Here is a 24,578-nt window from a genome sequence, read left to right on the forward strand (position 1 = left end):
CGATTCGTCGACCGGGCGGAGGTTAGCGTCGGCACGACCGCCTCGAAAGGCACAGGAGCGAGCCGGAAACCGGGGCGGCCGCGGGCCGCAACGGGCAATCGACGCAACAGGCGCTCGGGTGCGGTCTACGGTGGCATTCACCGTGAGCGGAAACGACGTTCGCACCGAGCGTCGTGACCGCCACGGGACCTCGAGTCGAATTCAGGAGCTGGAGTTGGAACGCGCGACGATCGCTGAGATGCTGCTCGACCGCCTCGGGGACGGGCACCCGGGCACCCGGACGCGGGAGCGGGACTGGACGTGGGACGACACGGTCCGGGAGAGCGCCGCGCGCGGCGCCTACGCGTCGAGCCTGCGCACGGAAGGCCCGTTTCACATCGGCGTGCTGCTCGACAACGTCCCCGAGTTCCTGTTCTGGCTCGGCGGCGCCGCACTGAGCGGTGCGACGATCGTCGGCATCAACCCGACGCGACGCGGAGCCGAGCTCGAGGCCGAGATCCGGTACGTGGACTGCCAGCTCATCGTCACCGACACCGACGGGATGGCGAAGCTCGCCCGTCTCGACCTGGGCCTGCCCCCGGACCGGTTCGTGCTCGTCGACGCCCCCGACTACGCGGACACCGTTGCCGCACACCGCGTCCAGCGGCCGGTCGCCGATCCGTCCGTCGACGAATCGTCGCTGTTCCTGCTGCTCTTCACGTCCGGGACGACGGGCATGTCCAAGGCGGTCCGATGCAGCCAGGGGCGACTCGCGCGGCTGGCATACGCGAACTCCGCGAAGTACGGGCACGTGCGTGAGGACGTGGACTACTGCTGCATGCCGCTGTTCCACGGCAACGCGCTGATGGCGCTGTGGGCTCCGGCCCTCGTCAACGGTGCGACGGTGTGCCTGCCCGCGGGCCGCAAGTTCTCCGCGTCCGGATTCCTGCCCGACGTGAGGTTCTTCGGCGCGACGTTCTTCACCTACGTCGGCAAGGCGCTGTCGTACCTGATGGCGACTCCCGAGCGCCCCGACGACCTCGACAACACCCTCCTCCGTGGTTTCGGAACCGAGGCCTCCCCCGAGGACAAGGCCGAGTTCGTCCGCCGCTTCGGGGCGCAGCTGTTCGAGGGCTACGGCTCGTCGGAGGGCGCGGGGTCGGTGCGGCTGGACCCGGACGCCCCGGCGGCGGCGCTGGGCCGACCCGCCCACGACGAGATCGCCGTCGTCAACCCCGACACCCTCGTCGAATGCGTTCGCGCGGTGCTCGACGAACACGGCCGGGTGCTCAACCCCGACGAGGCGATCGGCGAGATGGTCGACCGCGGCGGCGCCAAGCGATTCGAGGGCTACTACAAGAACGAGCAGGCGATCGCCGACCGGATCAAGCACGGCTGGTACTGGACCGGCGACCTCGGCTACGTCGACGAAGCCGGATTCATCTACTTCGCCGGACGCAAGGGAGACTGGATCCGCGTCGACGGAGAGAACACCTCGGCCCTGATGATCGAACGGATCGTGCGCCGCCACCCCAAGGTCGTCGCGACCGGTGTGTACGCCGTGCCGGACCCGCGATCCGGCGACCAGGTCATGACCGCTGTCGAGGTCGCGGACCTCACCGATTTCGATCCGGAGGAGTTCGCCGCCTTTCTCGCCGCACAGGACGATCTCGGCACCAAGTCCGCGCCCCGCTTCGTGCGCGTGTCGACGAACCTACCGGTCACCGGGTCCAACAAGGTCCTGAAAAGGGAACTGCAGGCGCAGCTGTGGCGGTGTGACGATCCCGTGTTCCACTGGGAGGGACGAGGAGAGGCGGATTACGTCCGGATGACCGACGATGACAAACATGAACTCGAAGCGCAGTTCGTGGCGTCGGGCCGTCAACGGTTCCTGGGGGCCTGAGGTGGCGACGACTTCCGGGTCGGCCACGCCGAGCGGTCGCCCCGTCGCGCTGGTGACCGGCGCGAGTCGCGGCATCGGGCGTGAGGTGGCTCTGGCGTTCGCCCGCAAGGGATTCGACGTCGCCGTCACCGCCCGTACCGTCCGCGAGGGTGACGGTCGGGTGCCTCCGCGGACGCGTGGCGCGGGCGGTCCGATCCCGGTCCCCGGGAGCCTCGACACCGCCGCGGCGGAGATCCGGGGCGTCGGCGTCGACGCGCTCCCTCTGCAGATGGACCTGCTGGACGGGAGTTCCGTCCTCGCCGCCGCAGATCGGGTGCTCGAAACCTGGGGCCGCATAGACGTTCTCGTCAACAATGCCTACGCGCAGACCCCGGGCAACATGGATCGCCTGCTCGACATCGAACCCGACGACGCAACGCTGATGATGCGGGGCAACTACCTCAATCAGCTGGCGCTGATCCAGCGGGTGCTGCCGGCGATGGTCGAGGCGGGTTCCGGTGTCCTGATCAATCTGGTCTCGGGTTCGGCGTCCGTCGATCCTCCGGCCGCGCCCGGTGAAGGCGGGTGGGGCCTGTCGTACGCGGCGTCGAAGGCGGCGTTCGGACGCCTCGCCGGCGCGGTCAACGCCGAGTACCGGCACCTCGGGGTGCGGGCGTTCAACCTCAGCCCCGGGTTCGTGGTCACCGAATCCGGAGTCGCGCGTGGTGGCACCGACGCGATCGTCACAGCCGGATTCGACGCGGTCGCCGCGGCCGTTCCCGCGGAGGCGGCGGTGTGGCTGGCAACGGATCCCGACGCAGACCGGTTCCTGGGCAAGGTCGTGTGGGCGCCGAAGCTGGTGGAGTCGTTCGCGGCCTGACGGGGCCGCGTTCCGAATGGAAGGGATGCCTGTGAACCTCGGCGTTGTGATGCCCGTGGAACTCGGGATGGCGGGAGATCCGGCGACGGTACTCGAATTCGCCAGGACGGCAGAAGCATTGGGGTTCGACGAGATCTCTGCCGTCGAGCACGCCGTCGTGATCGCGAACACCGGCAGCGAGTACCCGTACTCGCCGACCGGCAAGTCGCACCTGCCGGACGACTGCCCCCTGCCCGATCCGCTCGAACTGCTCTCGTTCGTCGCGGGCGCCACCAGCCGACTCGGGCTCGCCACCGGGGTTCTCGTTGCGCCCAACCACAATCCGGTGGTGCTGGCGAAGCGGCTCGCGACCCTCGACCGGCTCTCCGGTGGCCGGACCCGCATCTGCCTCGGGGTCGGGTGGATGCGCGAGGAGATCGAGGCGTGCGGCGGCGACTTCACCCGGCGCGGCCGCACCACCGACGAAGCGATCGCAGTGATGCGGGCACTGTGGGCCGGCGGCGCGGACGGCGTCGACTTCGCGGGCGAGTTCCACTCGTTCCACGGCGCCTGCTCGTTTCCCAAGCCGATGCGCGAGAGCGGGGTGCCGCTGTACATCGGCGGGCACAGCGCAGCCGCGGCCCGGCGGGCCGGTCGGCTCGGCGACGGATTCCAGCCCCTCGGGCTGGGCGGCGACGACCTGGCCGCCGCGGTCGCGGTGATGCGCACGGCGGCGTCGGACGCGGGCCGGGACCCGTCGGGCGTCGCCCTCGTGCTCGGCGCGACCCTGCCCCGGATGGACGCGTCGAAGGCCGAGTGGGCCGCGGCGCTCGGTGCCGACCGGATCCTGCTGTCGGCATCACGTCGCGCCACCACCCTCGACGCCGTGCTGGACGAGATGGCCGCCTGCGCGGAGCGGATGCATCTGGCCTGACCGCGGTCGGCCGGGATCCGCGACCGCCGCGGGGCGCGGTTCGCGGCCGGTGAATCGACGGTGCGAGAGCGGTTGATCGGCAAGGTCATCGACGCTCGTCGCCCGCTCATTGACGCCCTCCTCGTGCGAAGCTAGATTAACTTCCTGACCGATTCTCCCTGGTCGGCGGAAGAAACGAGGAGCGCAGATGGATTTGGCTTGGTCGGCGGCCGAGTCGGCCTTCCGGGACGAGGTGACGGCGTTTCTCGACGAGAAGCTGACGTCGGAGCTGCGTAGCGCGGGCAGGCTGATGACGAGCGTCTACTCCGATCACGACGCGAGCATGGAGTGGCAGCGCATCCTGCACGAGCGCGGCTGGGCGGCACCCGCCTGGCCGGTCGAGTACGGCGGATGCGACTGGAGCCTCACCCAGCACTACATCTTCAGTCGGGAGTCGATCCTCGCGGGCGTCCCGTCTCTGTCCCCGATGGGTATCCGTATGGTCGCCCACGCGATCATCGCGTTCGGAACCGAGGAACAGAAGGACTACTTCCTGCCGAGGATCCTCACCGGGGAGGTGTTCTTCTGCCAGGGCTACTCCGAGCCGGAAGCCGGCTCGGACCTCGCGTCGTTGTCGATGGCCGCCGTCGACGACGGTGGCCACCTCGTCTGCACCGGCAGCAAGATCTGGACCACGCACGCCACCGAGGCGAACTGGATGTTCTGCCTGGTCCGCACGTCGCGTCACGCCAAGAAGCAGCAGGGCATCACCTTTCTGCTGATCGACATGAACACCCCGGGCATCGAGATCCGTCCGCTGGTGATGTCCTCCGGCGAAGAGGTCCAGAACCAGGTCTTCTTCGACGAGGTTCGGGTCCCGAAGTTGAACGTCATCGGGCAGATCGACGACGGCTGGACCGTCGCCAAGTACCTCCTGCTGTTCGAGCGGGGTGGCGGCGCCGCGGCGCCCGCCCTCCAGGTGATGGCCGAATCCATCGCAGCGGCCGCCGCCGAGCAGCCCGGGCCGAACGGACGGCCGCTGATCGAGGACCCCCTCTTCGCGGCCAAACTCGCCGAGGCGCGGATCCGGACGAAGGTCCTCGAGATCCTCGAGTACCGCACCCTGTCGGCCGGCGTCGACGCCAACGGCGCCGCGTCGTCCATGCTCAAGGTGCTCGGCACCGAACTCAGCCAGCGCCTGACCGAGATCGCACTCGAGACCGCAGGACCGCGCGGTCGGGTGTACCAGCCGCACGCCACCAAACCGGGTGGGCCGATCGCCGACTTCACCGTTCCGGAGGGTGGGTACGTCAGCGGCGAGCCGTGGCAGGCGGTCGCGCCACTGCGGTACCTCAACGACCGTGCCGGCTCGATCTACGCCGGCAGCAACGAGATTCAGCGGAACATTCTCGCCAAAGCAGCATTGGGGCTCTGATGGACTTCAGCCTGACGAAAGAGCAGGAACTTCTCCGCGACGGACTGACCAAGTTCCTCGCGGCTCGCTACAGCCTCGAGGAGAGCCGTGCGGCGGTGAAGACCGGGGCCGGGTGGCAACCCGAGATCTGGCGCAGCTTTGCCGACGAACTGGGCATTCTCGGCGCGACCCTCCCCGAGAGCGACGGCGGTCTCGGCGGCGGCTCGACGGAGTTGATGATCGTCACCGAGGCGCTGGGGCACGCCCTCGTCGTCGAACCCTTCGTCGACACCGTGGTGATCGGCACCGGCCTGCTGCGGCGCGCCGGTGGCGAGCGGGCGACCGGGATCGTCGAGCAGATCGTCGCGGGTGAGGCGATCACGGCGCTTGCCGCCCTCGAGCCGACGTCCGGCGACAACCGCAACGACATTTCGACCACCGCCCGCCGCGACGGCGACGAGTGGATCCTGAACGGCACCAAGGTCGTGGTGAGCAGCGCACCCCTCGCGAACCACCTTGTGGTCACCGCCCGCACGTCCGGCGACCGGCGCGACACCGAAGGCATCTCCCTGTTCGTCGTGGACGTCGACCGGGCCGACCCGCCGGCCGGGCTCGAACGCCATGCGTACCGCACGATCGACGACCGACAGGCCGCCGACCTGACGTTCACCGACCTCCGCGTGCCCGCGGACGCGCTCCTCGGCGTCGAGGGTGGCGCGTGGCCGTCGCTCGAGCAGGCCGTCGACGAGGCCACCGTCGCGGTGGCGTCCGAGGCCGTCGGCCTGATGCGCAAGGTGCTCGCCGACACCGTCGACTACGCCAAGCAGCGCAAGCAGTTCGGCCAGACCATCGGCAGTTTCCAAGCGCTCCAGCACCGCATGGTCGACATGTACATGGAGGTCGAACAGTCGGTCGCCGCCGTGTATCTGGCGATCCTCAACCTCGACGCCGAACCGGTCGAACGGGCGCTGGCTGTGTCCGCGGCGAAAGCGACCATCGGACGCGCCGCACGGTTCGTCGGGCAGAACGCGGTGCAACTGCACGGTGGCATGGGCATGACCGAGGAACTCGCGATCGGCCACTACTTCAAGCGGCTGACGGCCATCGAGTACGAGTTCGGTTCCGCCGACCAGCACATCGCGCGGTACGCGGCGCTCACCGCACCCTGACCGACCGGTTGCGGTTCCCCGATGTCGCAGACTCACTGTGACATCGGGGAATTCGTGTTTCCGGCGTCAGCGGGTGCGCCCGCGGGCCCGCCACGCCGCGACCGCCGCGTCGACGTCCACCCGATGGACCGGGACGACCGGCTGGCTGGGCGCTCGAATGTACTCCGCGATCCGACGATTCACGTCGGCGACGACGTCCCGAACCGCCTGCTCCGTCGGGAGGTCGGCGACGGAGTCGGGGAGTCGCTCGATCTCGCGCCGCAACTGCAGTGACGGCGGCAGCAATGCCTCGGTGGACAGGCCCTCGGCGGCGAGTTTGCGCTTGACCCACCAGTTCTCGTCCGCATCGTCGACATGGGGCAGCGGCTTGCCCGCGCCCTCGAGGTTGTCGAAGTCGCCACGCTCCTGAGCGAGGCGGATCTGCCGTTCCACCCACGACTCGAACGGAACGTTCCACGGCTTGCGCTCGGTCATGCCCCCATTGTGCGCGCTCAGGTGTGTTCGGAGACGAGGACGGCTCGCGTCCCCGGTTCGAGAGCCTGGAAGGTGTGCGCGACGTCGCCGGGGTAGGCGATGTAGTCGCCGGGGCCGAGTTCGACCGGATCGTCCCGCAGTCCGACGAGGGCGCGTCCGGCGCTGACGATCACGTGCTCGACGGTGCCGGGCAGGTGCGGTTCCGATTCCCGCGCGGGTCCCGGCTCCACGTCGAGACGGTAGATGTCGCGTCGGGCGTTCGGCGGGCAGGACGCGACGAGGGTGACCTGGTAGTCGGTGCGTTCGGAGTACAGCACCGGGCCCTCGTCGGCGCGGATCACCTGCACGCGGGGTCGCGGGGGGTCGACGAGCTGCGCGAACTGGATGTCGAGCGCGACGCTGAGCGCCCAGAGCGTCTCGACGCTGGGGTTGCCGGTACCCGCCTCGAGCTGCGACAGCGTCGACTTCGCGATGCCCGCGCGCCGTGCCACCTCGGTGAGTGACAGTCCCGCGCGATCGCGTTCGCGTCGGAGGGAGGACGCGATGACGTCCAGGGGTGCCTTCGCATCCGATGCCATGGCGTTCACTATATCGGTGCAACTGTTCGACTTGACGAACCAGTGGGCCCGCGTTCAGTATAAAGATCATGCGTTCGATCTGGCGAACACTCGATTCCGGGCTCCGGCGGGACATCGCCCTGGTGTGCCTGGCCGACGGGCTCGTCGGCATCTCCTACGGCGCCATCGCCGTCGGACTCGGCTTCGCGCCGTGGGTACCGGTGCTGATGTCGGTGGTCGTGCTCGCCGGAGCATCGGAGTTCCTGTTCGTCGGAATCGTCGCCGGGGGCGGAAGCCTGCTGGCGGCACTGCTCGGGGGACTGATCGTCAACGCCCGCCACCTGCCGTTCGGGCTGGCGGTCGGCGACATCGCCGGACGCGGCTGGCGCCGGGTCCTCGGCAGCCACCTGCTCAACGACGAGAGCACCGTGTTCGCGCTGAGTCAGGCCGACCCGCGCCGCAAACGCATCACGTTCTGGATGTGCGGGATCGGAATCGGGATCTGCTGGCCGCTCGGCGCCCTGCTCGGTGCGACGGCCGGAAGTCTCATCGACGACATCGCCGCCTTCGGGCTCGATGCGATGTTCCCGACCGTGCTACTCGCCCTCGTGCTCCCGGCCCTGCGCGACCGCACGACCGCCGGAACCGCGCTGCTCGGTGCCGTGATCGCGGTCGCCGCAACCCCGTTCCTGCCGACCGGGATTCCCGTCCTGCTGGCTCTCGTCGCCCTGGTCGTCCTGGTCTGGGTCCGGCCCGGCCCGCGCACCGTCGACACCGACCTGGTGGTGACCGGATGACCGCGACCGTTCCGCTGGTGGTGGCGGTGCTGGTGCTCGGTGCCGGTACCTTCGCGTTCCGGTTCGCGGGCCCGGCGCTGCGGTCGCGGGGCATCGTCCCGGACCGTCTCGAATCCGTCCTCGCGATCGGTGCCGTCGTGCTGCTGGTCGCGGTCGCGGCGACGAACGCCCTCACCGAGGACGGTGGGGTCGCGGGCGTCGCCCGACCGGTCGGCGTGCTCGTCGGGGGTGTCCTGGCATGGCGGAAGGCGCCGTTCGTCGTCGCCATCCTGGCGGCCGCCGGAACCGCCGCGCTCCTGCGTCTGCTCGGCGTCCCCTGACCCGTGTCGGTCGGGTCCGGCGCGCCGGGCGCACCGGGGCGCTCGGGTGGCGTTAGGGGTGAAGGTCGCCTTCGTGTGGTTCAACCGGATGATGGGCGCCTTCAGCCGGGGTCGGTCGGGTCGGGTGCGCCGGGGTGCTCGGGTGGTGTTCGGGGCGAAGGTCGGGGTGACGTTCGGGGTGAAGGTCGCCTTCGTGTGGTTCAACCGGATGATGGGCGCCTTCAGCCGCTAGGGGAGGGTGACGCTGCGGTCCTCGACGAAGTCGACGTTCAGGGTGCGGCGCGCGATCAGCCAGCGCCCGTCGAGCCTGCGGTACGCGTCGCGGTAGCGGATCGCGATCGCGGTGTCCCGGACGCCGCCGTCCCGGCTCCGATAGAGGTGATGGGCCAGGCAGTACACCCATCCGGTGGCGGTGCCCCCGTCGACGTCGATCACGGTCTGGTGGACGGCGTGGTGCGTCGCGTGCAGGTGGGCGGTGCCGCGGAGCACCGCGGCGGCGATCGCGTCCGCACCGATCGTGACCACCTCGCCGGCGCCGCGGGTCACCGCGGGAGGTTGCACGAACTCGGCGTCCGCGGTGAACAGTGCGGCCAGACCGGTGTGGTCGCGGTGGTCGACCGCGACCGCGTAGCGGCCCGCCAGATCGCTCGGATCGGTCATCGCCCGAGTATCCGGTCCCCGGACCGTCGTCGACGAGCCGAATCCACTGAGCGGGAATTCGCGTTCCCCTCCGGCGCACCGCCGTGTCATAGTGTCGGTACTCAAGCTAAATAGCTCGCAGGGAGTGTAAGTGCCGACACCAGTGCGCGCCGGACGCGCTTCCGCTCGTCTCGTCGTCCTGGCCCTGGCCTCCTGCGGTCTGGTCGTCTCGCTGATGCAGACGATCGTGATGCCGCTGCTCCCCGAGTTCCCGCGACTGCTGAACACCACGCCCGCCGGTGCCGCGTGGCTGGTCACCGCCAACCTGATCGCCGGAGCCGTCTGTGCACCGGTTCTCGGACGGCTCGGGGACATGTTCGGCAAGCGCAGGCTCCTGCTCGTCGCGCTCGCGGTGATGGTCGCGGGCAGTGCGCTCGGCGCCCTGTCCGACGCGTTCGTGGTGGTGTTGATCGCGCGCGCGTTGCAGGGCGCGGCGATGGGTGTCGTGCCGCTCGGTATCAGCATCATGCGCGACGAGCTGCCGCCCGAGCGGGTGGGCGGGGGTATCGCGCTGATGAGTTCGACGCTCGGGGCCGGCGGAGCGATCGGGTTGCCGCTGACCGGCGTGGTCGCCGAGCACTTCAGTTGGCATTGGCTCTTCGGTGGCGCCGCGGTGTTCGGGCTGATCGAGATGCTCCTGATCTGGCGGGTGGTACCCGAATCGCCGGTCCGATCCGGCGGACGTTTCGACCTCGTCGGCGCCGCGGGGCTGTCCGCGGCCCTGATCTGTCTGCTGCTCGCGATCACCCAGGGGAACGGCTGGGGCTGGGCCAGTGTCCCTGTCCTCGTGTTGTTCGCTGCCGCGGCGCTGCTGTTCCTGGTGTGGGGTGTCTACGAACTTCGACTCGCCCCGCCCGGTCGTGCCGAGGCGACACGACAGCCGCTGGTGGACCTGCGGGTCTCCGCGCGGCGTCAGGTGCTGCTCACGAACATCGCTTCCGTCCTGGTCGGGTTCGCGATGTTCACCTCGTTCATGGTCAGCGCGCAGATCTTCCAGGCGCCGGACGGCACCGGCTACGGCTTCGGGATGTCCCTGACGGTCAGCGGCATCGCGCTCCTGCCCGGGGGCCTGATGATGGTCGCGTTCTCTCCGGTCACCGCCTACATGTCCAGCCGGTTCGGCCCCCGGATCACGTTCGTCATCGGCGCCGCGATCATGGGGGCCGCCAACCTGGCCCGCGCGGTCACCGCGCACGAGCTCGTCATCGTCATCGTCGCGACCGGGGTGACGTCGGTCGGTGCCGCACTGGCGTACGGGGCGATTCCCGCGATGATCATGCAGGCGGTCCCGGTGACGGAGACCGCCGCCGCGAACAGCCTCAACACCCTCGCGCGCTCGCTGGGCACGTCGACGTGCAGCGCTGTCGTCGCGGCCGTCACCACCGCGTCGGTGATGTACGTCGGGGGCGTGGAGTTCCCGACCGCCTGGGCGTACACGGTGGTGTTCCTCATCGGTGCGGGCGCCGGGTTGCTGGCCTCCGTCATCGGTCTGTTCGTGCCGCGCGACGGTGAGGTGGCGGACCTACCGCTCAGTGAGACGGAGGACCACCGGGTGCGCACAGCTCCGTAGCGTCCCCATCTCGCGGGAACGCGAGGAATGGGAGAGTGCGATGGAGTTGAGGGAGTCGGAGGCGCAGCGCGAGCTGCGGCGGGAACTGCGCGCGTACTTCGCGAGGCTGCTGCCGGAGGAGAAGCGGCGCAGAGCCGGCGAGGAAGGCGTGGGCGGCCAGTACTTCCGTGAGGTCGTCAAGCTGCTCGGCCAGGACGGTTGGCTCGGGATCGGTTGGCCCACCGAGTACGGCGGCCAGGGCCGGTCCATCGAGGAACAGTTCGTGTTCTTCGACGAGGTGCAGCGCGCCGGGCTGCCGTTCCCGTTCGTCACCGTCAACACCGTCGGTCCGACCCTGATGCGGTACGGCACCGAGGAACAGAAGGCGCGCTTCCTGCCCGGCATCCTGGCCGGTGACATCGTCTTCGCGATCGGCTACACCGAACCGGAGGCCGGCACCGACCTCGCGTCGCTGAAGACCCGCGCGGTCCGCGACGGCGACGGCTGGGTGGTCGACGGCAACAAGATCTTCACCTCCGGCGCGAACACCGCCGACTACGTCTGGCTCGCGTGCCGCACCGATCCGGATGCGCCGAAGCACAGGGGCATCTCGATCCTGATCGTTCCCACCGACGACGCGGGCTTCACGTGGTCCCCGATCAACACCGTCGGCGGTCTGATGGTGACCTCCACCTACTACAGCGGTGTGCGCGTCGGCGACGAGAACGTCGTCGGAGAACCGGGCGGCGGGTGGCAGCTGATCACCGCGCAGCTCAACCACGAACGGATCGGGCTCGCCGCGCTCGGCGGACGCACCTACGGCCTGTGGAAGCAGGTGCTGGACTGGGCCCGCGACAACGGTGCCATCGAGATTCCCTGGGTGCAGCAGGAGTTCGCGCGCACCCACGCGAAGCTCGAGGCGATGCGCTTGATGAACTGGAAGATGACGGCCGCGGTCGCCGCCGACACCCTGACCGGAGCCGACGCCGGCGCGACGAAGACGTTCGGCACCGAAACCCATGTCGACGTCTACCGCACCCTGCTCGGCATTCTCGGCGCCGCGGGCCGGATCCGGCCCGAATCGCCGGGTGCGCTGCTCGCCGGGCAGATCGAGCAGATCTCCCGGCAGGGCGTGGTGAACACGTTCGGCGGCGGCGTCAACGAGGTGCTGCGCGACATGGTCGGCACGATCGGGCTCGGGCTGGCCCGCGAGAAGAGGGCCAAATGAGCGACTTTCTCGGCACCCTCCGGTCCTTCGAGGGACAGACCATCGTCCCGACCACCTGGGGCCCCGACGCGGTCAACATTCCGATGATCCGGCACTGGGTGGAGACGATGGGCGACACCAGCCCGATCCACCTCGACGACGAGGCCGCGCGCGCCACCGGGCGCGACGGCGTGGTCGCGCCCGCACAGATGCTGCAGGTGTGGACGATGCGCACCTACGCCGACAAGATGGCGGGGAACGACCCGTCACCGGTGTGGACGGAACTGATCGCCGCCCTCGACGGCGCCGGCTTCACGTCCGTCGTGGCCACCGACTCCGACCAGGAGTTTCACGTGGAACTGCGCCCCGGCGACCGGGTCTCGATGACCGAGGTGGTCGAGTCGATCTCGGACGAGAAGAAGACCGGCCTGGGCACCGGGCATTTCGTCACCACCCTCAAGACCTACCGCAACGGAGACGGGGAGGTGGTCGGCACCCAGCGGTGGCGCACACTGCGTTTTCGGCCGAAGCCCGCGCAGAGCCGCGCGTTGCGTCCCCGTCCGGCGCTCAACGCGGACAACGCCTTCTGGTTCGAGGCGGCCAAACAGCACCGCCTCGTCATCCAGCGGTGCACGTCGTGCGGGACCCTGCGGCATCCCACCGGGCCGATGTGCGGGCAGTGCCGGTCACTGGACTGGGACACCGTCGACGCCTGCGGACGTGGCACCGTCTACAGCTTCGTCGTCAACCACCACCCGAGGATCGACGCCTTCGACTACCCGCTGATCGTGGCGACCGTCGAACTCGCGGAGGGCACCCGGCTGATCGCGAACATGACGGGCATCGAACCCGATCGGGTCGAGATCGGGATGCCGGTGGAACTGGACTGGATCGACGCCGACCCGGATCTGACGCTGCCCGCGTTCCGGCCGGCCGCACGGGAGGACTCGTAATGGACTTCACCTACAGCGAAGAGCAGGACGCGATTCGCACCCTCGCCGACGAGGTGTTCACCGGAAGGGCCGGAATCGACCGGGTCAAGGAGGTCGAGCTCACGGACGAGCGCGTCGACCGCGACCTGTGGCGTGAACTCGGCACGACCGGCCTGCTCGGCATCGCGCTGCCCGAGGAGTACGGCGGCGGTGGGCTGGGTCTCGCCGAACTGTACGTACTGCTCGAACGGCAGGGTCGCCATGTCGCGCCGGTCCCGGTGTGGCCGAGTGTCCTTGCCGCGCTGGCAATCACCGAGTTCGGTGACGCCGCACTGTGCGCCGATCTGGTACCCGGTGTCGCGGACGGCAGCCGATTCCTCACCGTCGGGCTCGAGGAGTTCGGACCGTACCGGTCCGGTGACCCGGCCACCGCCGCGGTCCAGGACGAGGGTGGGTGGCGCCTGCACGGAGCGAAAGCCGTCGTACCGGTGACCCACGTCGCCGACGCGGCGATCGTCTCGGCGACCACCGACAGCGGTGCCGCCCTGTTCGTGATCGACCTGACCGGGGCCGGTGTGGACGTCGAGCAGACGCAGTCGACGACACACGAGATCTGCGGCAACGTGACCCTCGACGGCGCACCGGCGCACCTGCTCGGCCCCGCCGACGGCACCGCCGTGACGTGGCTGCGCGACCGCGTCGAGCTCGCCCTCGCCGCGCTCCAGATCGGGGTCGGCTCCGGCGCGGTCGAGCAGGCCGTCACCTATCTCAACGGCCGCATCCAGTTCGGGCGCCCCCTCGCCACCTTCCAGGCCGTCAACCACCAGCTCGCGGACTGCTACATCGACCTCGAGGCAATGCGGGTGACGCTGTGGCAGGCCGTGACGAACCTGGTCGACGGCGTCGACCCGGGCACCTCCGTGCTCGTCGCCAAGTGGTGGGGCAGCGACGGCGGTCAGCGGGTCGTGCATCGGACCACTCACGTCCACGGCGGCATGGGTGTCGACACCGACTACCCGATCCACCGACACCTGTTGTGGGGCAAGCAGATCGCTGCCACCCTCGGGGGTGCCTCCGCCGACCTCGCACGAATCGGGGCGCTGCTCGCCGCCGGTGCAGAGGTGAACGCATGACCCGCCGCTACGAGGACATCGCCGTCGGCGACACACTTCCGGAACTCGCGATCCCGCTGACCCGGACGCTGATCGTCGCGACGGCCCTGGCCACCCGCGACTTCCAGGACGTGCACCACGACCCCGACCTGGCCCGGGAACGCGGATCGAAGGACGTCTTCATGAACATCCTCACCAGCAACGGCCTCGTCGGCCGGTACGTCACCGACTGGGCCGGGCCCGCGATATCGTTGCGGCGCATCGCGATCCGGCTCGGCGCCCCCAATCATCCCGGCGACACCATGACGTTGAGCGGTGAGGTCCTGTCCGCCCGGGACGGCGTCGTCGAGGTGAAGGTCGTCGGCGTCAACGCGCTCGGCACCCACGCCTCCGGCACCGTCACCGTCGCCTTCCCGGAAGGCGGAACACGATGACCGTCAGTCCCCTGTCCGGCGCAGCCGCGATCGTCGGCATCGGCGCCACCGAGTTCTCCAAGAACTCCGGTCGCAGCGAACTGCAGCTCGCGTGCGAGGCCGTCACCGCGGCGCTGGCCGACGCCGGCATCGACCCGTCCGAGGTCGACGGTCTGACCACCTTCACGATGGAGACCAACGGAGAGATCCTCGTCGCCCGCAACTGCGGGCTCGGGGAACTGACGTTCTTCTCCCGGATCGGGTACGGCGGTGGCGCCGCGTGCGCGTCGGTGCAGCAGGCGGCGATGGCCGTCGCCACCGGAGTCGCGGAGGTCGTCGTGGTCTACCGCGCATTCAACGAACGTTCCGGCATGCGTTTCGGCCTGGGCCAGCACGACCGGCCGATGGACTCGACCGCCGACCGTGCGGCGTACGCATGGCTGACGCCGCAGGGATTGTCGACTCCCGCTCAGTGGGTCGCGATGTTCGCCCGCCGCTACATGCACCAGTACGGTGCGACGAGTGAGGATTTCGGACGGGTCGCGGTCGTGGCGCGCAAGCACGCCGCGAACAATCCGGCGGCGTGGTTCCACGGCAAACCCATCACACTCGAGGACCACCAGAACTCCCGGTGGATCGCCGAGCCGCTGCACCTGCTCGACTGCTGCCAGGAGACCGACGGCGGTCAGGCCCTGGTCATCGTCTCCGCCGAACGGGCGAAGGCGTTGGCGCACAAACCCGTCCTGGTCAAGGGCGCCGCGCAGGGCAGTGCCAGGGATCAGCACATGATGGCGAGCTACTACCGTCCCGACATCACCGGCATCCCGGAGATGGGTCTCGTGGGCCGGCAGCTGTACGCGCAGGCCGGTCTGACGCCGGATGCCATCGACGCCGCGATCCTCTACGACCACTTCACTCCACTGGTGCTCCCGCAGCTCGAGGAACTCGGGTTCTGCCGTCCCGGCGAGGCCAAGGACTTCATCCGCGAGGGCAACCTGGAGATCGGTGGTCGACTGCCGAGCAACACGCACGGCGGTCAGGTGGGTGAGGCATACCTGCACGGCGTCAACGGGATCGCCGAGGCGGTCCGGTTGCTGCGGGGTACCTCCACCAACCAACCCGACGGAGTCGAGAACGTGATCGTCACGGCGGGGACCGCGGTTCCCACGTCCGGTCTGATTCTCGGCGCCGCCTGACCCGGCAGTAGCCGATACAAGAAGCCCTGGAAGGACCGAAGAATGACGGCAGTGGAGCAGAAACCGGCCGGCGCGTGGAAGGGGGTCGATCTCGGCACCCACGCCGTGAGCTACGACGAGCGCGACGCGATCCTGTACGCGCTCGCCGTGGGTGCGAAGGCCACCGATCTGGACCTCGTGATGGAGGACCGGCTTCGGGTGCTGCCGACGTTCGCGCTGACGCTGGCCCAGTGGGCGCCAGACGAACTCGGGTCGCGCGGCGCGTTCGACACCACGACCGCGCTGCACGGTTCGCAGGAACTGACGGTCCTCGCGCCGCTCCCGCGCGCCGGTGAGATCACGCTGTCCGCCCGCGTCGGCGAGGTGTGGGACAAGGGCGCCGCCGCCGTGTTCGAGGTCGTCGTCGAGAGCGAGTACTTCGTCGCGACCTGGTCGCTGTTCGCGCCCGGATACGGGGGATTCGGCGGCGAGCGTGGCCCGTCGAAGCCCGCCGGTCCGTCCGGGGACCCCGACGTGGCAACCGAGCTGGAGACGGCGGAGAACCAGACCGCGCTGTACCGGCTGCTCGGCGACCGGCACCACATCCACATCGACCCGGCCGCTGCCGCGGTGATCGGGCAGCCCCGGCCGATCATGCACGGGCTGTGCACACTGGCGGCGAGCACCTTACCGCTCGCCCAGGCGCTCGGAGCGCACCCGACGGACCTGGTGCAGCTGTCGGGACGCTTTGCCGCCCCGGTCTTTCCGGGAGACCGGCTGCCGATCCGCGGTTGGCGCGGGGAGGGTGGAGTCGACTTCGAGGTCGGCGGCGCCGTCACCGGCGCCCGCGCCCGGTTCGCCGAATGAACGCGGACAATCCGGCCGATTTCACCGGCCGGGCGGTCCTGGTCACCGGCGGCACCAAGGGCATCGGCCGGGTGGTCGCCGAGACCTTCCTCGCGGCCGGTGCGCAGGTCACGGTCTGCGCGCGCAGCGCACCCGACTCACCGGTCGGCGCCGACGGCCGCGAGGCCCGCTTTCTGCCCGTCGACGTCCGTGACGCCGACGCCGTCAAGGCGATGGTCGCGGACGCGTCGTCCCGGATGGGGCGGCTCGACGTGCTGATCAACAACGCCGGCGGTTCCCCCGACGCGGACGCCGCGACGGTCTCGCCCCGCTTCGTCGACAAGATCGTCGCACTGAACCTGTTGGCGCCGTTCTACGTTGCGCAGGCAGTGAATGCGGTGATGCAGCAACAGGACAGCGGCGGATCGATCGTCAACATCGGATCGGTGTCCGCGCACGACCCGCAGCCCGGCACCGCCGCCTACTCCGCGGCCAAGGCCGGACTGCTGGTGCTGACGAAAGCCCTGGCCCTGGAGTGGGCGCCGAAGGTGCGCGTCAACCACATCACCACGGGACTGATCCGCACCGAAGCGGCCGCCTCGGTGTACGGCGAGGACGGCGGCGCCGCGGTCACCCGGACCCTGCCGATCGGACGGATGGCGGTGCCCTCCGACATCGCCGGCGCCTGCCTGTTCCTCGGCGGATCGCTGTCGGCGTACGTCAACGGAGCCGACCTCGCCGTCCACGGCGGCGGCGAGTACCCCGCCCGCTATCTGGCGACGCACCCCGAAACCAACTGAGTCACAGCCTGATCGGAGCATGTTCATGGGAACCCTCGAAGGCAAGGTCGCGCTCGTCACGGGCGCGGGGCAGGGCATCGGCCGGGGCATCGCGTCGGCCCTCGCGAAAGAGGGCGTCGCGGTCGCGGTCGCCGGCCGCACCGAATCCAAACTGCACAAGACCGTCGCGGAGATCGAGGAGGTCGGCGGCCGCGCGATCCCCGTGCGGTGTGACGTCTCCGTCGCCGACGACATCGTCGACTCTGTCGAGCAGACCGTCGACGGGTTCGGTGGCATCGACATCATGGTCAACAACGCCAACGACTCCAAGCCGGGCCGGCTGCTGGACGTCGTGGACGAGGACTTCGAGCGGGCGTTCGCGTCCGGGCCCCTGGCGACGTTGCGGTTCATGCGCGCCTGCCACCCGCACATGGTCGCGCGCGGCGGCGGGTCGGTGATCAACCTGGTCACGTCCGCGGCCGTGCGCTGGGACGCGAGCAACTACGGCGTCTACGGCTCGATCAAGGAGGGCACCCGCGTGCTCACCCGCGCCGCCGCGGCCGAGTGGGGACGCGACGGGATCCGGGTGAACAACGTCGCACCGCACGCGATGACACCGGCGCTGCAGTGGTGGATGGACAAGAACCCGGAGGAAGCCGAGGAGTTCGTCGCCGGCATCCCGCTCGGACGCGTCGGGGAGCCCGAAGCAGACATCGGGCGCGCCGTGGTGTTCCTGTGCTCGGAGGACGCCCGCTACCTGACCGGCGCCACGATTCCCCTCGACGGCGGCCAGTCCCGCTGGGGCTGACGTCCTTGACCGCGGCTGAAGGTCCCCTTCATGCGGTCGGAGGACATGAAGGTCGCCTTCGGCCGGGGGTGGGTCGTCGCACGTCGGTGGCTGAAGGTCCCCTTCATGCGGTCCGAGGACATGAAGGTCGCCTTCAGCCGGTGGGGGCGCGGTCAGAGGATGCCGGCGGCGAGGGCGGCGAGGCGGTACCACTCGGCGAGGGTGTCGACGGTCTCGTGGGCGTTGAGACCGCTCGGGTTGGGCACCACCCACAGTGCCGCGCCCTCGAAGGTCTCCGGCTGCAGGCCGGTGGACGCGCCGCGTTTGCCGAATGCCGTCCGGTACGCGGTGACACCGGCGACCGCGACGACAGCGGGTCGCGATGTGCGTACGACGCGGCGCAGTCGCTCGGGACCGTCGCGCAGTTCCGCTGCCGTCAACTCGTCGGCGCGGGCGGTGGCTCGCGGCGCGAGGTTGGTGATGCCGATCCCGAGGCTCTGCAGCAGGTCCCGGTCGGCGCCGGACATTCCCGCTGTCGGATCGACGGGTCGGGGGAGGATCCCGGCTTTCAGTAACGCGGGATAGAAGCGGTTGCCCGGCCGCGCGAAATGCGCGCCCGTCGCGGCGGTCCACAAGCCCGGGTTGATGCCGACGAACAGTAGGCGACAGCCGGGTCCGATCAGGTCGGGGACCTCGGCGTCGCGGAACGACTCGAGCTGTGCACGCGTGAAACCCACGCGGTCAGTAGACCACCGAGCCTGGAGAGAATGGACGGCGGCTCGCGACCTCGACCGTTCCCGCACAGTTCATTCGGTGGCGGTTGTGCTGACGGGGTTTCTCAGTCTCCTGCCAGTTTCACCCCGTACATTTCCGCCTCGTGCGCACCCGCTTCCTTCCCCGGCACTGGCCCCTCGGACTGGCCGCCCTGATCGTCGCCGCCGGCATCCTCGCGGTGTTCGGCCCCGCACAGATGGACACGAACCCGGTCATCGGCTGGTCCACCTCGCTGTACCGCGACATCGACGCGATCACCGCGTCCTGGCCGAGCGAGGCGGGCACCGTCAGCGACCTCGTCGCCGAGGCCGGGCTGTTCGCGCTCGCCGGCATGCTCGCGCTGTCGCTGTGGTGGGGACGCGGCGACACCCGGACCCTCGCGGTCGGGATCGCCGCGGGCGCCGGCGCCGTCGGATCGGCGCTCGCGACATTGGCGGTCAAATCGGTGGTGACGGAGGAACGACCCTGCACCGCCCTCGCCGGTGTGCACGCCCTGTCCGAGTGCCCGCCGCTCGGGGACTGGTCGTTCCCCAGCAACCACTCCGGGATCGCCGCGGCCCTCGCGACCGCGGTCGCGCTGGCCGGGTACGCCGCCCGCCGACTGTGGATGTCGCTGCTCGCGACCGGCACCGCAATCGTCGTCGGGTTCTCCCGCATCGTCAGCGGCGTGCACTATCCGCACGACGTCGCGGCCGGGCTGGTGTACGGGTCGTGTATCGCGCTGGCCTTCGCCGTCGCACTCACCCCGGTCGCGACGGCCGTGCTGCGCCGGATCGGGTTGGGGTCGGCTGCGGAGGCGGCGCCCTACTGACGCGACCGGAGCACCATCTCGACCGCGTCGGCGGCGGTGATCGGATCCTCGTGCTCCCACACCCGCACGACAGCCCAGCCCGCTGCGGTGAGCCGGGCGTCGGTGTCCCGGTCGCGGACGACGTTCGCGTCGAGCTTGTCGGCCCACCACTGCGCATTGTTCTTCGGTGCGGTCGCGTGGACGGGGCAGCGGTGCCAGAAGCAGCCGTCGACGAACACGGCCACCTTCGCGACGGGAAACACCAGGTCCGCGCGGCGGCGTATGCCCGGCAGCGGCGCCCGGTCCACCCGGTAGCGGCGCCCGCGACGGTGCAGTTCGCGTCGGAGCGCCAGTTCCGGGACGGTGTCGCGGCGGCGCTGCGCACTCATCCGGTCGCGTGTCGACGCGGAATCCGGGACAGGTCGCATGGCCATCCCGCAATTGTCCCGCGACCGTCTGTCCCGCGGACCGTCGAACCCGGTCAGTCGTCGCCGTCGTCCTCGGGGTCGGACCACGTCGGTGCGAAGCGGTTGCGACGCTCCACCTCTCCGCGCACCACGTCGGTGAACTCCTCGAACGAGAGGGTCTGCGCCCGCGTCGGGCGGCCGTTGCGGGGTGGCGGTTCCTCGACATCGAAGAACCGGACGGCGCCGCGGTCGTCGCCGTCGGATTCGTACAGGCCGATGAACACCCGCTCGAACAGGTCGTAGCGGGTGTCCTCCGCGCCGAGGTCGACCCACGCCTTGTCGGGCAGCCCGTGCACCGGCCGCTTGCCCCGCCCGGACCGTTTCGACAGCGTCATCACGTGGTGCGCGAACGACGACTTGCCGGTGTCGCTGGTCTTCGTCGGGTCGCCGTCGTCGCACGCGTCGTACGAGGTGAACAGCACCGCGACCAGCACGCTGTAGGGCTGGCGCTGGTGCAGGACCATCGCCTCGCCCCGCAGCTCGTGGTCGTTGCGGACGATGTTCTTGGTCCAGCGGCCGAGCCTGCCGGACTTCGGGCTGTAGTCCTGGAAGCTGTACGTCTTGATGGACACGCACAACACCAGGCCGAGAGTGGGATCGATGGTCTTGACGTCGAGCCGCTTGCGGCCCTTCACGACGTCGATCTGCGCTTCCTGCCCGGCGCCCGTCGCGGTCGGTGTGATGTCCGGATAGGCCGGCCGCAGCGCGTCGGCGACGGTCTGGGCCAGCTCGTTTGACAGCCGCTGCGCGTAGTTCTTCTTCGCGTCCCGCTCTGCGCGGGGGTCCGGCTTGTCACCGGCCCGGTCGAGGGCACGCCGCAGCGGGTACCGGTTGACGAGGCCGGCGAGGTCTTCGGCTGTGAGCAGTGCCTCGTGCTGCTCGTTCACGCCGCCCTCGCGGGGTCGCCGCCCATCCGCTCGAGGTGCTGGGCGACGTCGTCGAGGAACCCGGGGACGAACCGCAGGTTCCCCGTCCGGGCGCGACGCAGGAACCCGGCGGTCGCCCGCGCCGACAGCAGCTTCGAGTCGTCGAGGAAGTCGCCGAGATCCTCGTACTCGTCCTGCACCGGCCAGGTGCTCACGTTCGCGCGGTACACGGTGCCCCCTCGACCCCACGCCGCGGTCGGCCACGCCGCCCCCGACTTCAGCGCCGTGTCGGACGACTCGTCGTACGGCAACGGAGTGGTCAGGCGATGGCCCACCCACGACGACATCCGGGTGCTGACGGCGTTGCCGACCAGCTTCCACCGGTGCCCGGCGCGCAGGCCGGGGACGTCGAGTGCGGGCCGGGTCCAGTCCGGGTCGAAGCCCTGCAGTCGTTCGGCACCGACGATGCCGGGGGTGACGATCTCGCCGGTCAGCATCCGCACCGCGGGTGGGCTGGCGATGCCGATGGTCGACCCGCCCTTGAGGGTCGGCACCGCGTTGACGGCCCAGCCGAGGCCGCGGACCCCCTCGGTCCAGTAGAAGCCGCACGGATGATCGTTGGGGTCGGCCTCCTCGGCAGGTCCGGCGTCGTCGGTGAGCAGCACCTCGCGAGGGTCCTCGGTGCGCGACGCCAACATCAGCACCCGCTGCCTGCGCTGCGGCAGACCGAACGCGCGGGCGTCGACCACCCTGTAGGCCCACATGTAGCCGAGCTCGTCGAGCGCGGATGTCACATGCCGCATCGCCGCGCCGCGCCCGAGCTGCAGCATGAACGGCACGTTCTCGAGCAGTAGCCAGCGCGGCCCCTTCTTGCGTTTGACCAGCCGGAACACCTCGTCGACCAGACCGGACCGTGCGCCGGTGATACCGACCGTCCGACCCGCCTGGGACAGGTCCTGGCACGGGAAACCAGCCGCCACCAGCTCGACGCCCGCGGGCAGCGAGCGCAGCGTCGTCACGTCGCCGTGCAGCTCGGAGTCCGGGAACCGCGCCGACAACACGGCCTGGGCGCCCTCGTCGATCTCGCAGTACAGCTCGGTGTCCCACCCGTGGTCGCTCAACCCCAATTCGAGGCCGCCGATGCCGGCGAACAACCCCACCGCGCGCCCGCTCACGTGACTCCTTACTGCCGAACTTCGATGTAAGGACCGTACCCGCCACCCCCGACAACTCCCGTCCCGCTGGGCTGAAGGGAGGGGAGGGGAGGGGAGGGGAGGGGAGGGGAGGGGGAGGGGAGTCAGTCGACCAGTGCGGGTCTGTCCGCCGCGTCGCGGCTCGGGGCACGGCGACGGCTGGGGGCGCGGACGGTGATGGCGACCGCCGCGACGATCAGGATCGCGCCGAGCACGCGGGCCGCGTCGGCCATCCCGTCCATGAACACGGAGCGAGCGAACTCGGCGAGTGGATCACCTTGGGGCCCTGCCACTTTCGCCACCTCGAGTGCGGCGGCCAGGGAGGAGCCGACCGGTTCCTTCGCCGGTTCCGGCACGGCGTCGACGACCGGGGCGATGCCGCGGCTGTAGGTGGCGGCCAGCAGGCTGCCCGCGAGGGCGATGCCCACCGCTGCGCCCACCTCCCGCGTGGTGTCGTTCACGGCGGACGCGACACCCTGTTTGTCGTCGGGTGTGTTCTCGAGAATCGCGGTCGTGGCCGGGGCGGAACACAGTCCGATCCCGGAGCTGAAGATCATCAGCGCGAGGGCCGCGGGCCCGTAGCCGTCCCCGGAATCGACGAACGCCAGGGCGAACATGCCCGCGCCGGACAGGCACAGCCCGATGCAGGTCAGCCAGCGCAGGCCGACGCGGGGCAGCAGCCAGGGCATCGCGACGGTGGCCACCATCAGCGGCACGAACATCGGCGACAATGCCAGTCCGGACTGGAGTGGGCCGTAGCCGAGGACCAGCTGCATGTACTGGACGACGAGGAAGAAGAGACCGAACGCCGCGAGGAACTGGAACGTGAGCGACGCCGCGCCTGCGCTGAAGGCGCGATTGCCGAACAGGCGCACGTCGAGGAGGGGAGCGTCACGACGCAGTTCGACCATCACGAACACGGCCGCGCACGCCGACCCGGTCGTGATCGCCGCCAGCGCGAGGGGATCGGTCCACCCCCGGATCGGCGCCTCGAGCATGCCGAGGACGAACAGTCCGATTGCAGCCACCGCGAGGAGCGCGCCGGGGATGTCGAACGGGTGCGGTGACTCCTCACGCGAGGCGGGCACCGTCCACGACAGCGCGAACAGCAGTGCGGCGGCGACGGCGAAGCCGACGAAGATCGACTGCCACGACCAGTTCTCGAGAAGGACTCCCGAGACGAGCAGTCCGACGATCCCACCCGACGCGGCGACACCGGACCAGATCGCGACACCACGGGCCCGATGTTCGGCCGGAAAGGTCGCGCTGACCAGCGACAGTGTCGACGGCATCACGAGCGCTGCACCCACGCCGGCGAGGGCCCGCAGCCCGATCAGCCACTGCGGGTCGTCGACCCAGATCGGTGCCGCCGACGCCGCCGCGACAACCGCCAGTCCGGCGAGGAGGACGCCCCGGCGCCCGTACCGATCACCGAGTGCGCCCGCGGGCAGCAGCAGTGCGGCCAGTCACAGGGTGTAGCCGTCGACGATCCACGTCAGCTCGTTCTGCGTTGCTCCCGTGTCGAGTGCCATCACCGGCAGCGCGGTGTTCAGGGCTGCCGCCGCGGCGATCACCATCGCCACCGCGGAGCACACCAGGATCAGCGTCCACACCTCCCGCGCCGACAAACTGGTGGTGCCGGGCTGGTCGTGTGCGGTCATCCGTGGCTCCCCCGATGGCTGACGAGACTGACAGTATTGGTTGGAGAACAGCGGTTTGACGACGCCCTCCTCGAACAGACGATGCCCTCCTCGAACAACAACAGCACACGCTGATCGACGGGGCGGCGTGTTGTCCGGATTGTCGACAACGTCCTCGCCGCCCGCAAGGACCCCGTAAACCGACACCGGCAATTGCCACGTTCGACTGCGCCGCCCTCGCCGGTGCGCGGATACTGGAGGACGAGCTCGTCTTCCCACGGACCGGGCGTCAGGCCCGGGACGGCGAATCTCCGGAGGGTCGGACGATGGCCAAGAAGAGCGCAGTCGTGGTCGCGATGGTGATCGCGATGTTCGTCTATCTGGGGGTGGGTGCGTCCACCGCGGCGTCGCCGGCGCCGATCGGCGGCGGATCCGGAATCCTCGTCGGCGGCGAAGCCCTGTGCACGTTGACCGCGATCGGACACGACAACGCAGGACGCCTCGTCGGACTGACCGCCGGGCACTGCGGGGAGCCCGGCTATTCCATCGTCGCGGAACGGCACATGGACGCCGGTGCCGTCGGCCACATCCGGGCCAAGAGTCGCGAGTTCGACTACGCCGTCATCGAGTTCGACCCCGCGAAGGTGGTCCCGCTCAACAATGTCGGCGGTGTCACGATCCACTCGGTGGGTGCGCCCGCCGCGTTCCCGGATGTGGTGTGCAAGCAGGGGCTGCGGACCGGCAACACCTGCGGCATCGTGTGGGGCGATCTTCTGCAGACGAACGAGACGTGGACCCAGATGTGCGTGATCGAGGGTGACTCGGGAAGCCCGGTCGTGCGCGGTACTACATTGGTCGGCATGGTGAATGCCTACGTGGGGGTCGCATGTCTCGGCCCCGAGCTCGGAACCGACATCGACATCATCATGGCCGACCTGAACGCCCACGGCGGCGTGGGTGCGGGCTTCCGTCCCGTCTGACCGCG

General features: G+C 69.9%; 26 protein-coding genes and 1 pseudogene. 19 read left to right on the plus strand and 8 right to left on the minus strand.

What is annotated here, in order from left to right:
• The first annotated feature begins 208 nt into the window (after positions 1 to 208).
• From ACFYVR_RS08790 to ACFYVR_RS08810, 5 genes are all read left to right on the plus strand, one after another.
• Positions 209 to 1,882, plus strand: a complete 1,674-nt coding sequence (locus tag ACFYVR_RS08790; RefSeq protein WP_387472029.1) for an AMP-binding protein — start codon at positions 209 to 211, stop codon at positions 1,880 to 1,882.
• Between the two features lies 1 nt (position 1,883).
• Entirely contained in the window at positions 1,884 to 2,741 is an 858-nt protein-coding gene (locus ACFYVR_RS08795) for an SDR family NAD(P)-dependent oxidoreductase (protein WP_387471764.1), read from the plus strand.
• 31 nt (positions 2,742 to 2,772) lie between these two features.
• Positions 2,773 to 3,654 carry an LLM class F420-dependent oxidoreductase gene (locus ACFYVR_RS08800; RefSeq protein WP_387471766.1) on the plus strand — a complete coding sequence of 294 codons (882 nt, stop codon included), beginning with the start codon at positions 2,773 to 2,775 and terminating at the stop codon, positions 3,652 to 3,654.
• A 187-nt stretch (positions 3,655 to 3,841) separates the two neighbouring features.
• Complete coding sequence (locus ACFYVR_RS08805; RefSeq protein WP_387471768.1) at positions 3,842 to 5,068, plus strand: acyl-CoA dehydrogenase family protein; 1,227 nt, start codon at positions 3,842 to 3,844, stop codon at positions 5,066 to 5,068.
• Positions 5,068 to 6,216, plus strand: a complete 1,149-nt coding sequence (locus ACFYVR_RS08810; RefSeq protein WP_387471770.1) for an acyl-CoA dehydrogenase family protein — start codon at positions 5,068 to 5,070, stop codon at positions 6,214 to 6,216. The genes ACFYVR_RS08805 and ACFYVR_RS08810 overlap by 1 nt, the downstream gene beginning before the upstream one ends.
• A 66-nt stretch (positions 6,217 to 6,282) precedes the next feature.
• On the opposite strand, the gene ACFYVR_RS08815 is transcribed toward ACFYVR_RS08810, so the two are convergent.
• Together ACFYVR_RS08815 and ACFYVR_RS08820 are read right to left on the minus strand one after the other, a co-directional pair.
• On the minus strand, positions 6,283 to 6,690 hold the full coding sequence (locus ACFYVR_RS08815; protein ID WP_387471772.1) for a DUF1992 domain-containing protein: 408 nt from the start codon (positions 6,688 to 6,690) through the stop codon (positions 6,283 to 6,285).
• A gap of 17 nt (positions 6,691 to 6,707) precedes the next feature.
• Positions 6,708 to 7,268: a helix-turn-helix domain-containing protein gene (locus ACFYVR_RS08820; RefSeq protein WP_387471774.1), complete on the minus strand. Its 561-nt coding sequence runs from the start codon at positions 7,266 to 7,268 to the stop codon at positions 6,708 to 6,710.
• Between the two features lie 68 nt (positions 7,269 to 7,336).
• On the opposite strand from ACFYVR_RS08820, the gene ACFYVR_RS08825 reads away from it, so the two are divergent.
• From ACFYVR_RS08825 to ACFYVR_RS08835, 3 genes are read left to right on the plus strand one after another with little or no spacing between them, the layout of a single operon-like run.
• Complete coding sequence (locus ACFYVR_RS08825) at positions 7,337 to 8,044, plus strand: AzlC family ABC transporter permease (RefSeq protein WP_387471776.1); 708 nt, start codon at positions 7,337 to 7,339, stop codon at positions 8,042 to 8,044.
• Positions 8,041 to 8,364, plus strand: coding sequence for an AzlD domain-containing protein (locus tag ACFYVR_RS08830; protein ID WP_387471778.1), 324 nt, complete (start codon positions 8,041 to 8,043; stop codon positions 8,362 to 8,364). Before ACFYVR_RS08825 ends, ACFYVR_RS08830 begins: the two co-directional genes overlap by 4 nt.
• Positions 8,365 to 8,422: 58 nt before the next feature.
• On the plus strand, positions 8,423 to 8,596 hold the full coding sequence (locus ACFYVR_RS08835; RefSeq protein ID WP_387471780.1) for a hypothetical protein: 174 nt from the start codon (positions 8,423 to 8,425) through the stop codon (positions 8,594 to 8,596).
• Here ACFYVR_RS08835 and ACFYVR_RS08840 read toward each other — a convergent pair.
• Positions 8,593 to 9,024 carry a nuclear transport factor 2 family protein gene (locus ACFYVR_RS08840; RefSeq protein WP_387471782.1) on the minus strand — a complete coding sequence of 144 codons (432 nt, stop codon included), beginning with the start codon at positions 9,022 to 9,024 and terminating at the stop codon, positions 8,593 to 8,595. The two genes, ACFYVR_RS08835 and ACFYVR_RS08840, sit on opposite strands and share 4 nt — an antisense overlap.
• Positions 9,025 to 9,154: 130 nt before the next feature.
• Between ACFYVR_RS08840 and ACFYVR_RS08845 the strand changes: the two genes are divergently transcribed.
• The 9 genes from ACFYVR_RS08845 to ACFYVR_RS08885 are packed head-to-tail and all read left to right on the plus strand — an operon-like array spanning position 9,155 to position 17,884.
• Complete coding sequence (locus ACFYVR_RS08845; RefSeq protein WP_387471784.1) at positions 9,155 to 10,633, plus strand: MFS transporter; 1,479 nt, start codon at positions 9,155 to 9,157, stop codon at positions 10,631 to 10,633.
• A 40-nt stretch (positions 10,634 to 10,673) separates the two neighbouring features.
• Positions 10,674 to 11,840: an acyl-CoA dehydrogenase family protein gene (locus tag ACFYVR_RS08850; RefSeq protein ID WP_387471786.1), complete on the plus strand. Its 1,167-nt coding sequence runs from the start codon at positions 10,674 to 10,676 to the stop codon at positions 11,838 to 11,840.
• Positions 11,837 to 12,772, plus strand: a complete 936-nt coding sequence (locus ACFYVR_RS08855; protein WP_387471788.1) for a bifunctional MaoC family dehydratase N-terminal/OB-fold nucleic acid binding domain-containing protein — start codon at positions 11,837 to 11,839, stop codon at positions 12,770 to 12,772. The genes ACFYVR_RS08850 and ACFYVR_RS08855 overlap by 4 nt, the downstream gene beginning before the upstream one ends.
• Positions 12,772 to 13,884: an acyl-CoA dehydrogenase family protein gene (locus ACFYVR_RS08860; protein ID WP_387471791.1), complete on the plus strand. Its 1,113-nt coding sequence runs from the start codon at positions 12,772 to 12,774 to the stop codon at positions 13,882 to 13,884. The genes ACFYVR_RS08855 and ACFYVR_RS08860 overlap by 1 nt, the downstream gene beginning before the upstream one ends.
• Complete coding sequence (locus ACFYVR_RS08865) at positions 13,881 to 14,297, plus strand: MaoC family dehydratase (protein WP_387471793.1); 417 nt, start codon at positions 13,881 to 13,883, stop codon at positions 14,295 to 14,297. Before ACFYVR_RS08860 ends, ACFYVR_RS08865 begins: the two co-directional genes overlap by 4 nt.
• The gene (locus tag ACFYVR_RS08870; protein ID WP_387471795.1) at positions 14,294 to 15,472 is read left to right on the plus strand and encodes a lipid-transfer protein; all 1,179 of its coding nucleotides are present in this window, start codon (positions 14,294 to 14,296) and stop codon (positions 15,470 to 15,472) included. The genes ACFYVR_RS08865 and ACFYVR_RS08870 overlap by 4 nt, the downstream gene beginning before the upstream one ends.
• Before the next feature lie 42 nt (positions 15,473 to 15,514).
• Positions 15,515 to 16,318: a MaoC/PaaZ C-terminal domain-containing protein gene (locus tag ACFYVR_RS08875; RefSeq protein ID WP_387471797.1), complete on the plus strand. Its 804-nt coding sequence runs from the start codon at positions 15,515 to 15,517 to the stop codon at positions 16,316 to 16,318.
• The gene (locus ACFYVR_RS08880; protein ID WP_387471799.1) at positions 16,315 to 17,097 is read left to right on the plus strand and encodes an SDR family oxidoreductase; all 783 of its coding nucleotides are present in this window, start codon (positions 16,315 to 16,317) and stop codon (positions 17,095 to 17,097) included. The genes ACFYVR_RS08875 and ACFYVR_RS08880 overlap by 4 nt, the downstream gene beginning before the upstream one ends.
• A 25-nt stretch (positions 17,098 to 17,122) precedes the next feature.
• A complete protein-coding gene (locus ACFYVR_RS08885) occupies positions 17,123 to 17,884 on the plus strand; it encodes an SDR family NAD(P)-dependent oxidoreductase (RefSeq protein WP_387471801.1) in 762 nt (253 codons plus the stop codon).
• A gap of 152 nt (positions 17,885 to 18,036) precedes the next feature.
• Here ACFYVR_RS08885 and ACFYVR_RS08890 read toward each other — a convergent pair whose 3' ends face one another.
• Positions 18,037 to 18,600: a mismatch-specific DNA-glycosylase gene (locus ACFYVR_RS08890; protein ID WP_387471803.1), complete on the minus strand. Its 564-nt coding sequence runs from the start codon at positions 18,598 to 18,600 to the stop codon at positions 18,037 to 18,039.
• Between the two features lie 140 nt (positions 18,601 to 18,740).
• Between ACFYVR_RS08890 and ACFYVR_RS08895 the strand changes: the two genes are divergently transcribed.
• The gene (locus ACFYVR_RS08895) at positions 18,741 to 19,448 is read left to right on the plus strand and encodes a phosphatase PAP2 family protein (protein ID WP_387471805.1); all 708 of its coding nucleotides are present in this window, start codon (positions 18,741 to 18,743) and stop codon (positions 19,446 to 19,448) included.
• Here the strand turns inward: ACFYVR_RS08895 and ACFYVR_RS08900 are convergent.
• The 4 genes and pseudogenes from ACFYVR_RS08900 to ACFYVR_RS08915 form a co-directional block, all read right to left on the minus strand.
• Positions 19,442 to 19,861, minus strand: coding sequence for a very short patch repair endonuclease (locus ACFYVR_RS08900; protein WP_387471807.1), 420 nt, complete (start codon positions 19,859 to 19,861; stop codon positions 19,442 to 19,444). The genes ACFYVR_RS08895 and ACFYVR_RS08900 overlap by 7 nt on opposite strands.
• A gap of 47 nt (positions 19,862 to 19,908) precedes the next feature.
• Complete coding sequence (locus ACFYVR_RS08905; protein ID WP_387471809.1) at positions 19,909 to 20,781, minus strand: hypothetical protein; 873 nt, start codon at positions 20,779 to 20,781, stop codon at positions 19,909 to 19,911.
• Positions 20,778 to 21,935, minus strand: coding sequence for a DNA cytosine methyltransferase (locus tag ACFYVR_RS08910; RefSeq protein ID WP_387471812.1), 1,158 nt, complete (start codon positions 21,933 to 21,935; stop codon positions 20,778 to 20,780). The genes ACFYVR_RS08905 and ACFYVR_RS08910 overlap by 4 nt, the downstream gene beginning before the upstream one ends.
• A gap of 122 nt (positions 21,936 to 22,057) precedes the next feature.
• A pseudogene (locus ACFYVR_RS08915) lies at positions 22,058 to 23,614 on the minus strand (MFS transporter).
• A 305-nt stretch (positions 23,615 to 23,919) separates the two neighbouring features.
• On the opposite strand from ACFYVR_RS08915, the gene ACFYVR_RS08920 reads away from it, so the two are divergent.
• Positions 23,920 to 24,573 carry a serine protease gene (locus ACFYVR_RS08920; protein WP_387471814.1) on the plus strand — a complete coding sequence of 218 codons (654 nt, stop codon included), beginning with the start codon at positions 23,920 to 23,922 and terminating at the stop codon, positions 24,571 to 24,573.
• Positions 24,574 to 24,578: the final 5 nt, after the last annotated feature.

Source organism: Rhodococcus sp. NPDC003318 (assembly GCF_042879035.1).
In the GTDB taxonomy this organism is placed as follows: domain Bacteria; phylum Actinomycetota; class Actinomycetes; order Mycobacteriales; family Mycobacteriaceae; genus Rhodococcus_G.

Excerpts from the sequence above, each read along its gene's own strand:
- ACFYVR_RS08805 (WP_387471768.1), top strand. The coding sequence starts at position 3,842 with ATGGATTTGGCTTGGTCGGCGGCCGAGTCGGCCTTCCGGGACGAGGTG.
- ACFYVR_RS08810 (WP_387471770.1), top strand. The coding sequence starts at position 5,068 with ATGGACTTCAGCCTGACGAAAGAGCAGGAACTTCTCCGCGACGGACTG.
- ACFYVR_RS08815 (WP_387471772.1), bottom strand. The coding sequence starts at position 6,690 with ATGACCGAGCGCAAGCCGTGGAACGTTCCGTTCGAGTCGTGGGTGGAA.
- ACFYVR_RS08820 (WP_387471774.1), bottom strand. The coding sequence starts at position 7,268 with ATGGCATCGGATGCGAAGGCACCCCTGGACGTCATCGCGTCCTCCCTC.
- ACFYVR_RS08825 (WP_387471776.1), top strand. The coding sequence starts at position 7,337 with ATGCGTTCGATCTGGCGAACACTCGATTCCGGGCTCCGGCGGGACATC.
- ACFYVR_RS08830 (WP_387471778.1), top strand. The coding sequence starts at position 8,041 with ATGACCGCGACCGTTCCGCTGGTGGTGGCGGTGCTGGTGCTCGGTGCC.
- ACFYVR_RS08840 (WP_387471782.1), bottom strand. The coding sequence starts at position 9,024 with ATGACCGATCCGAGCGATCTGGCGGGCCGCTACGCGGTCGCGGTCGAC.
- ACFYVR_RS08850 (WP_387471786.1), top strand. The coding sequence starts at position 10,674 with ATGGAGTTGAGGGAGTCGGAGGCGCAGCGCGAGCTGCGGCGGGAACTG.
- ACFYVR_RS08855 (WP_387471788.1), top strand. The coding sequence starts at position 11,837 with ATGAGCGACTTTCTCGGCACCCTCCGGTCCTTCGAGGGACAGACCATC.
- ACFYVR_RS08860 (WP_387471791.1), top strand. The coding sequence starts at position 12,772 with ATGGACTTCACCTACAGCGAAGAGCAGGACGCGATTCGCACCCTCGCC.
- ACFYVR_RS08865 (WP_387471793.1), top strand. The coding sequence starts at position 13,881 with ATGACCCGCCGCTACGAGGACATCGCCGTCGGCGACACACTTCCGGAA.
- ACFYVR_RS08870 (WP_387471795.1), top strand. The coding sequence starts at position 14,294 with ATGACCGTCAGTCCCCTGTCCGGCGCAGCCGCGATCGTCGGCATCGGC.
- ACFYVR_RS08875 (WP_387471797.1), top strand. The coding sequence starts at position 15,515 with ATGACGGCAGTGGAGCAGAAACCGGCCGGCGCGTGGAAGGGGGTCGAT.
- ACFYVR_RS08880 (WP_387471799.1), top strand. The coding sequence starts at position 16,315 with ATGAACGCGGACAATCCGGCCGATTTCACCGGCCGGGCGGTCCTGGTC.
- ACFYVR_RS08885 (WP_387471801.1), top strand. The coding sequence starts at position 17,123 with ATGGGAACCCTCGAAGGCAAGGTCGCGCTCGTCACGGGCGCGGGGCAG.
- ACFYVR_RS08900 (WP_387471807.1), bottom strand. The coding sequence starts at position 19,861 with ATGGCCATGCGACCTGTCCCGGATTCCGCGTCGACACGCGACCGGATG.
- ACFYVR_RS08920 (WP_387471814.1), top strand. The coding sequence starts at position 23,920 with ATGGCCAAGAAGAGCGCAGTCGTGGTCGCGATGGTGATCGCGATGTTC.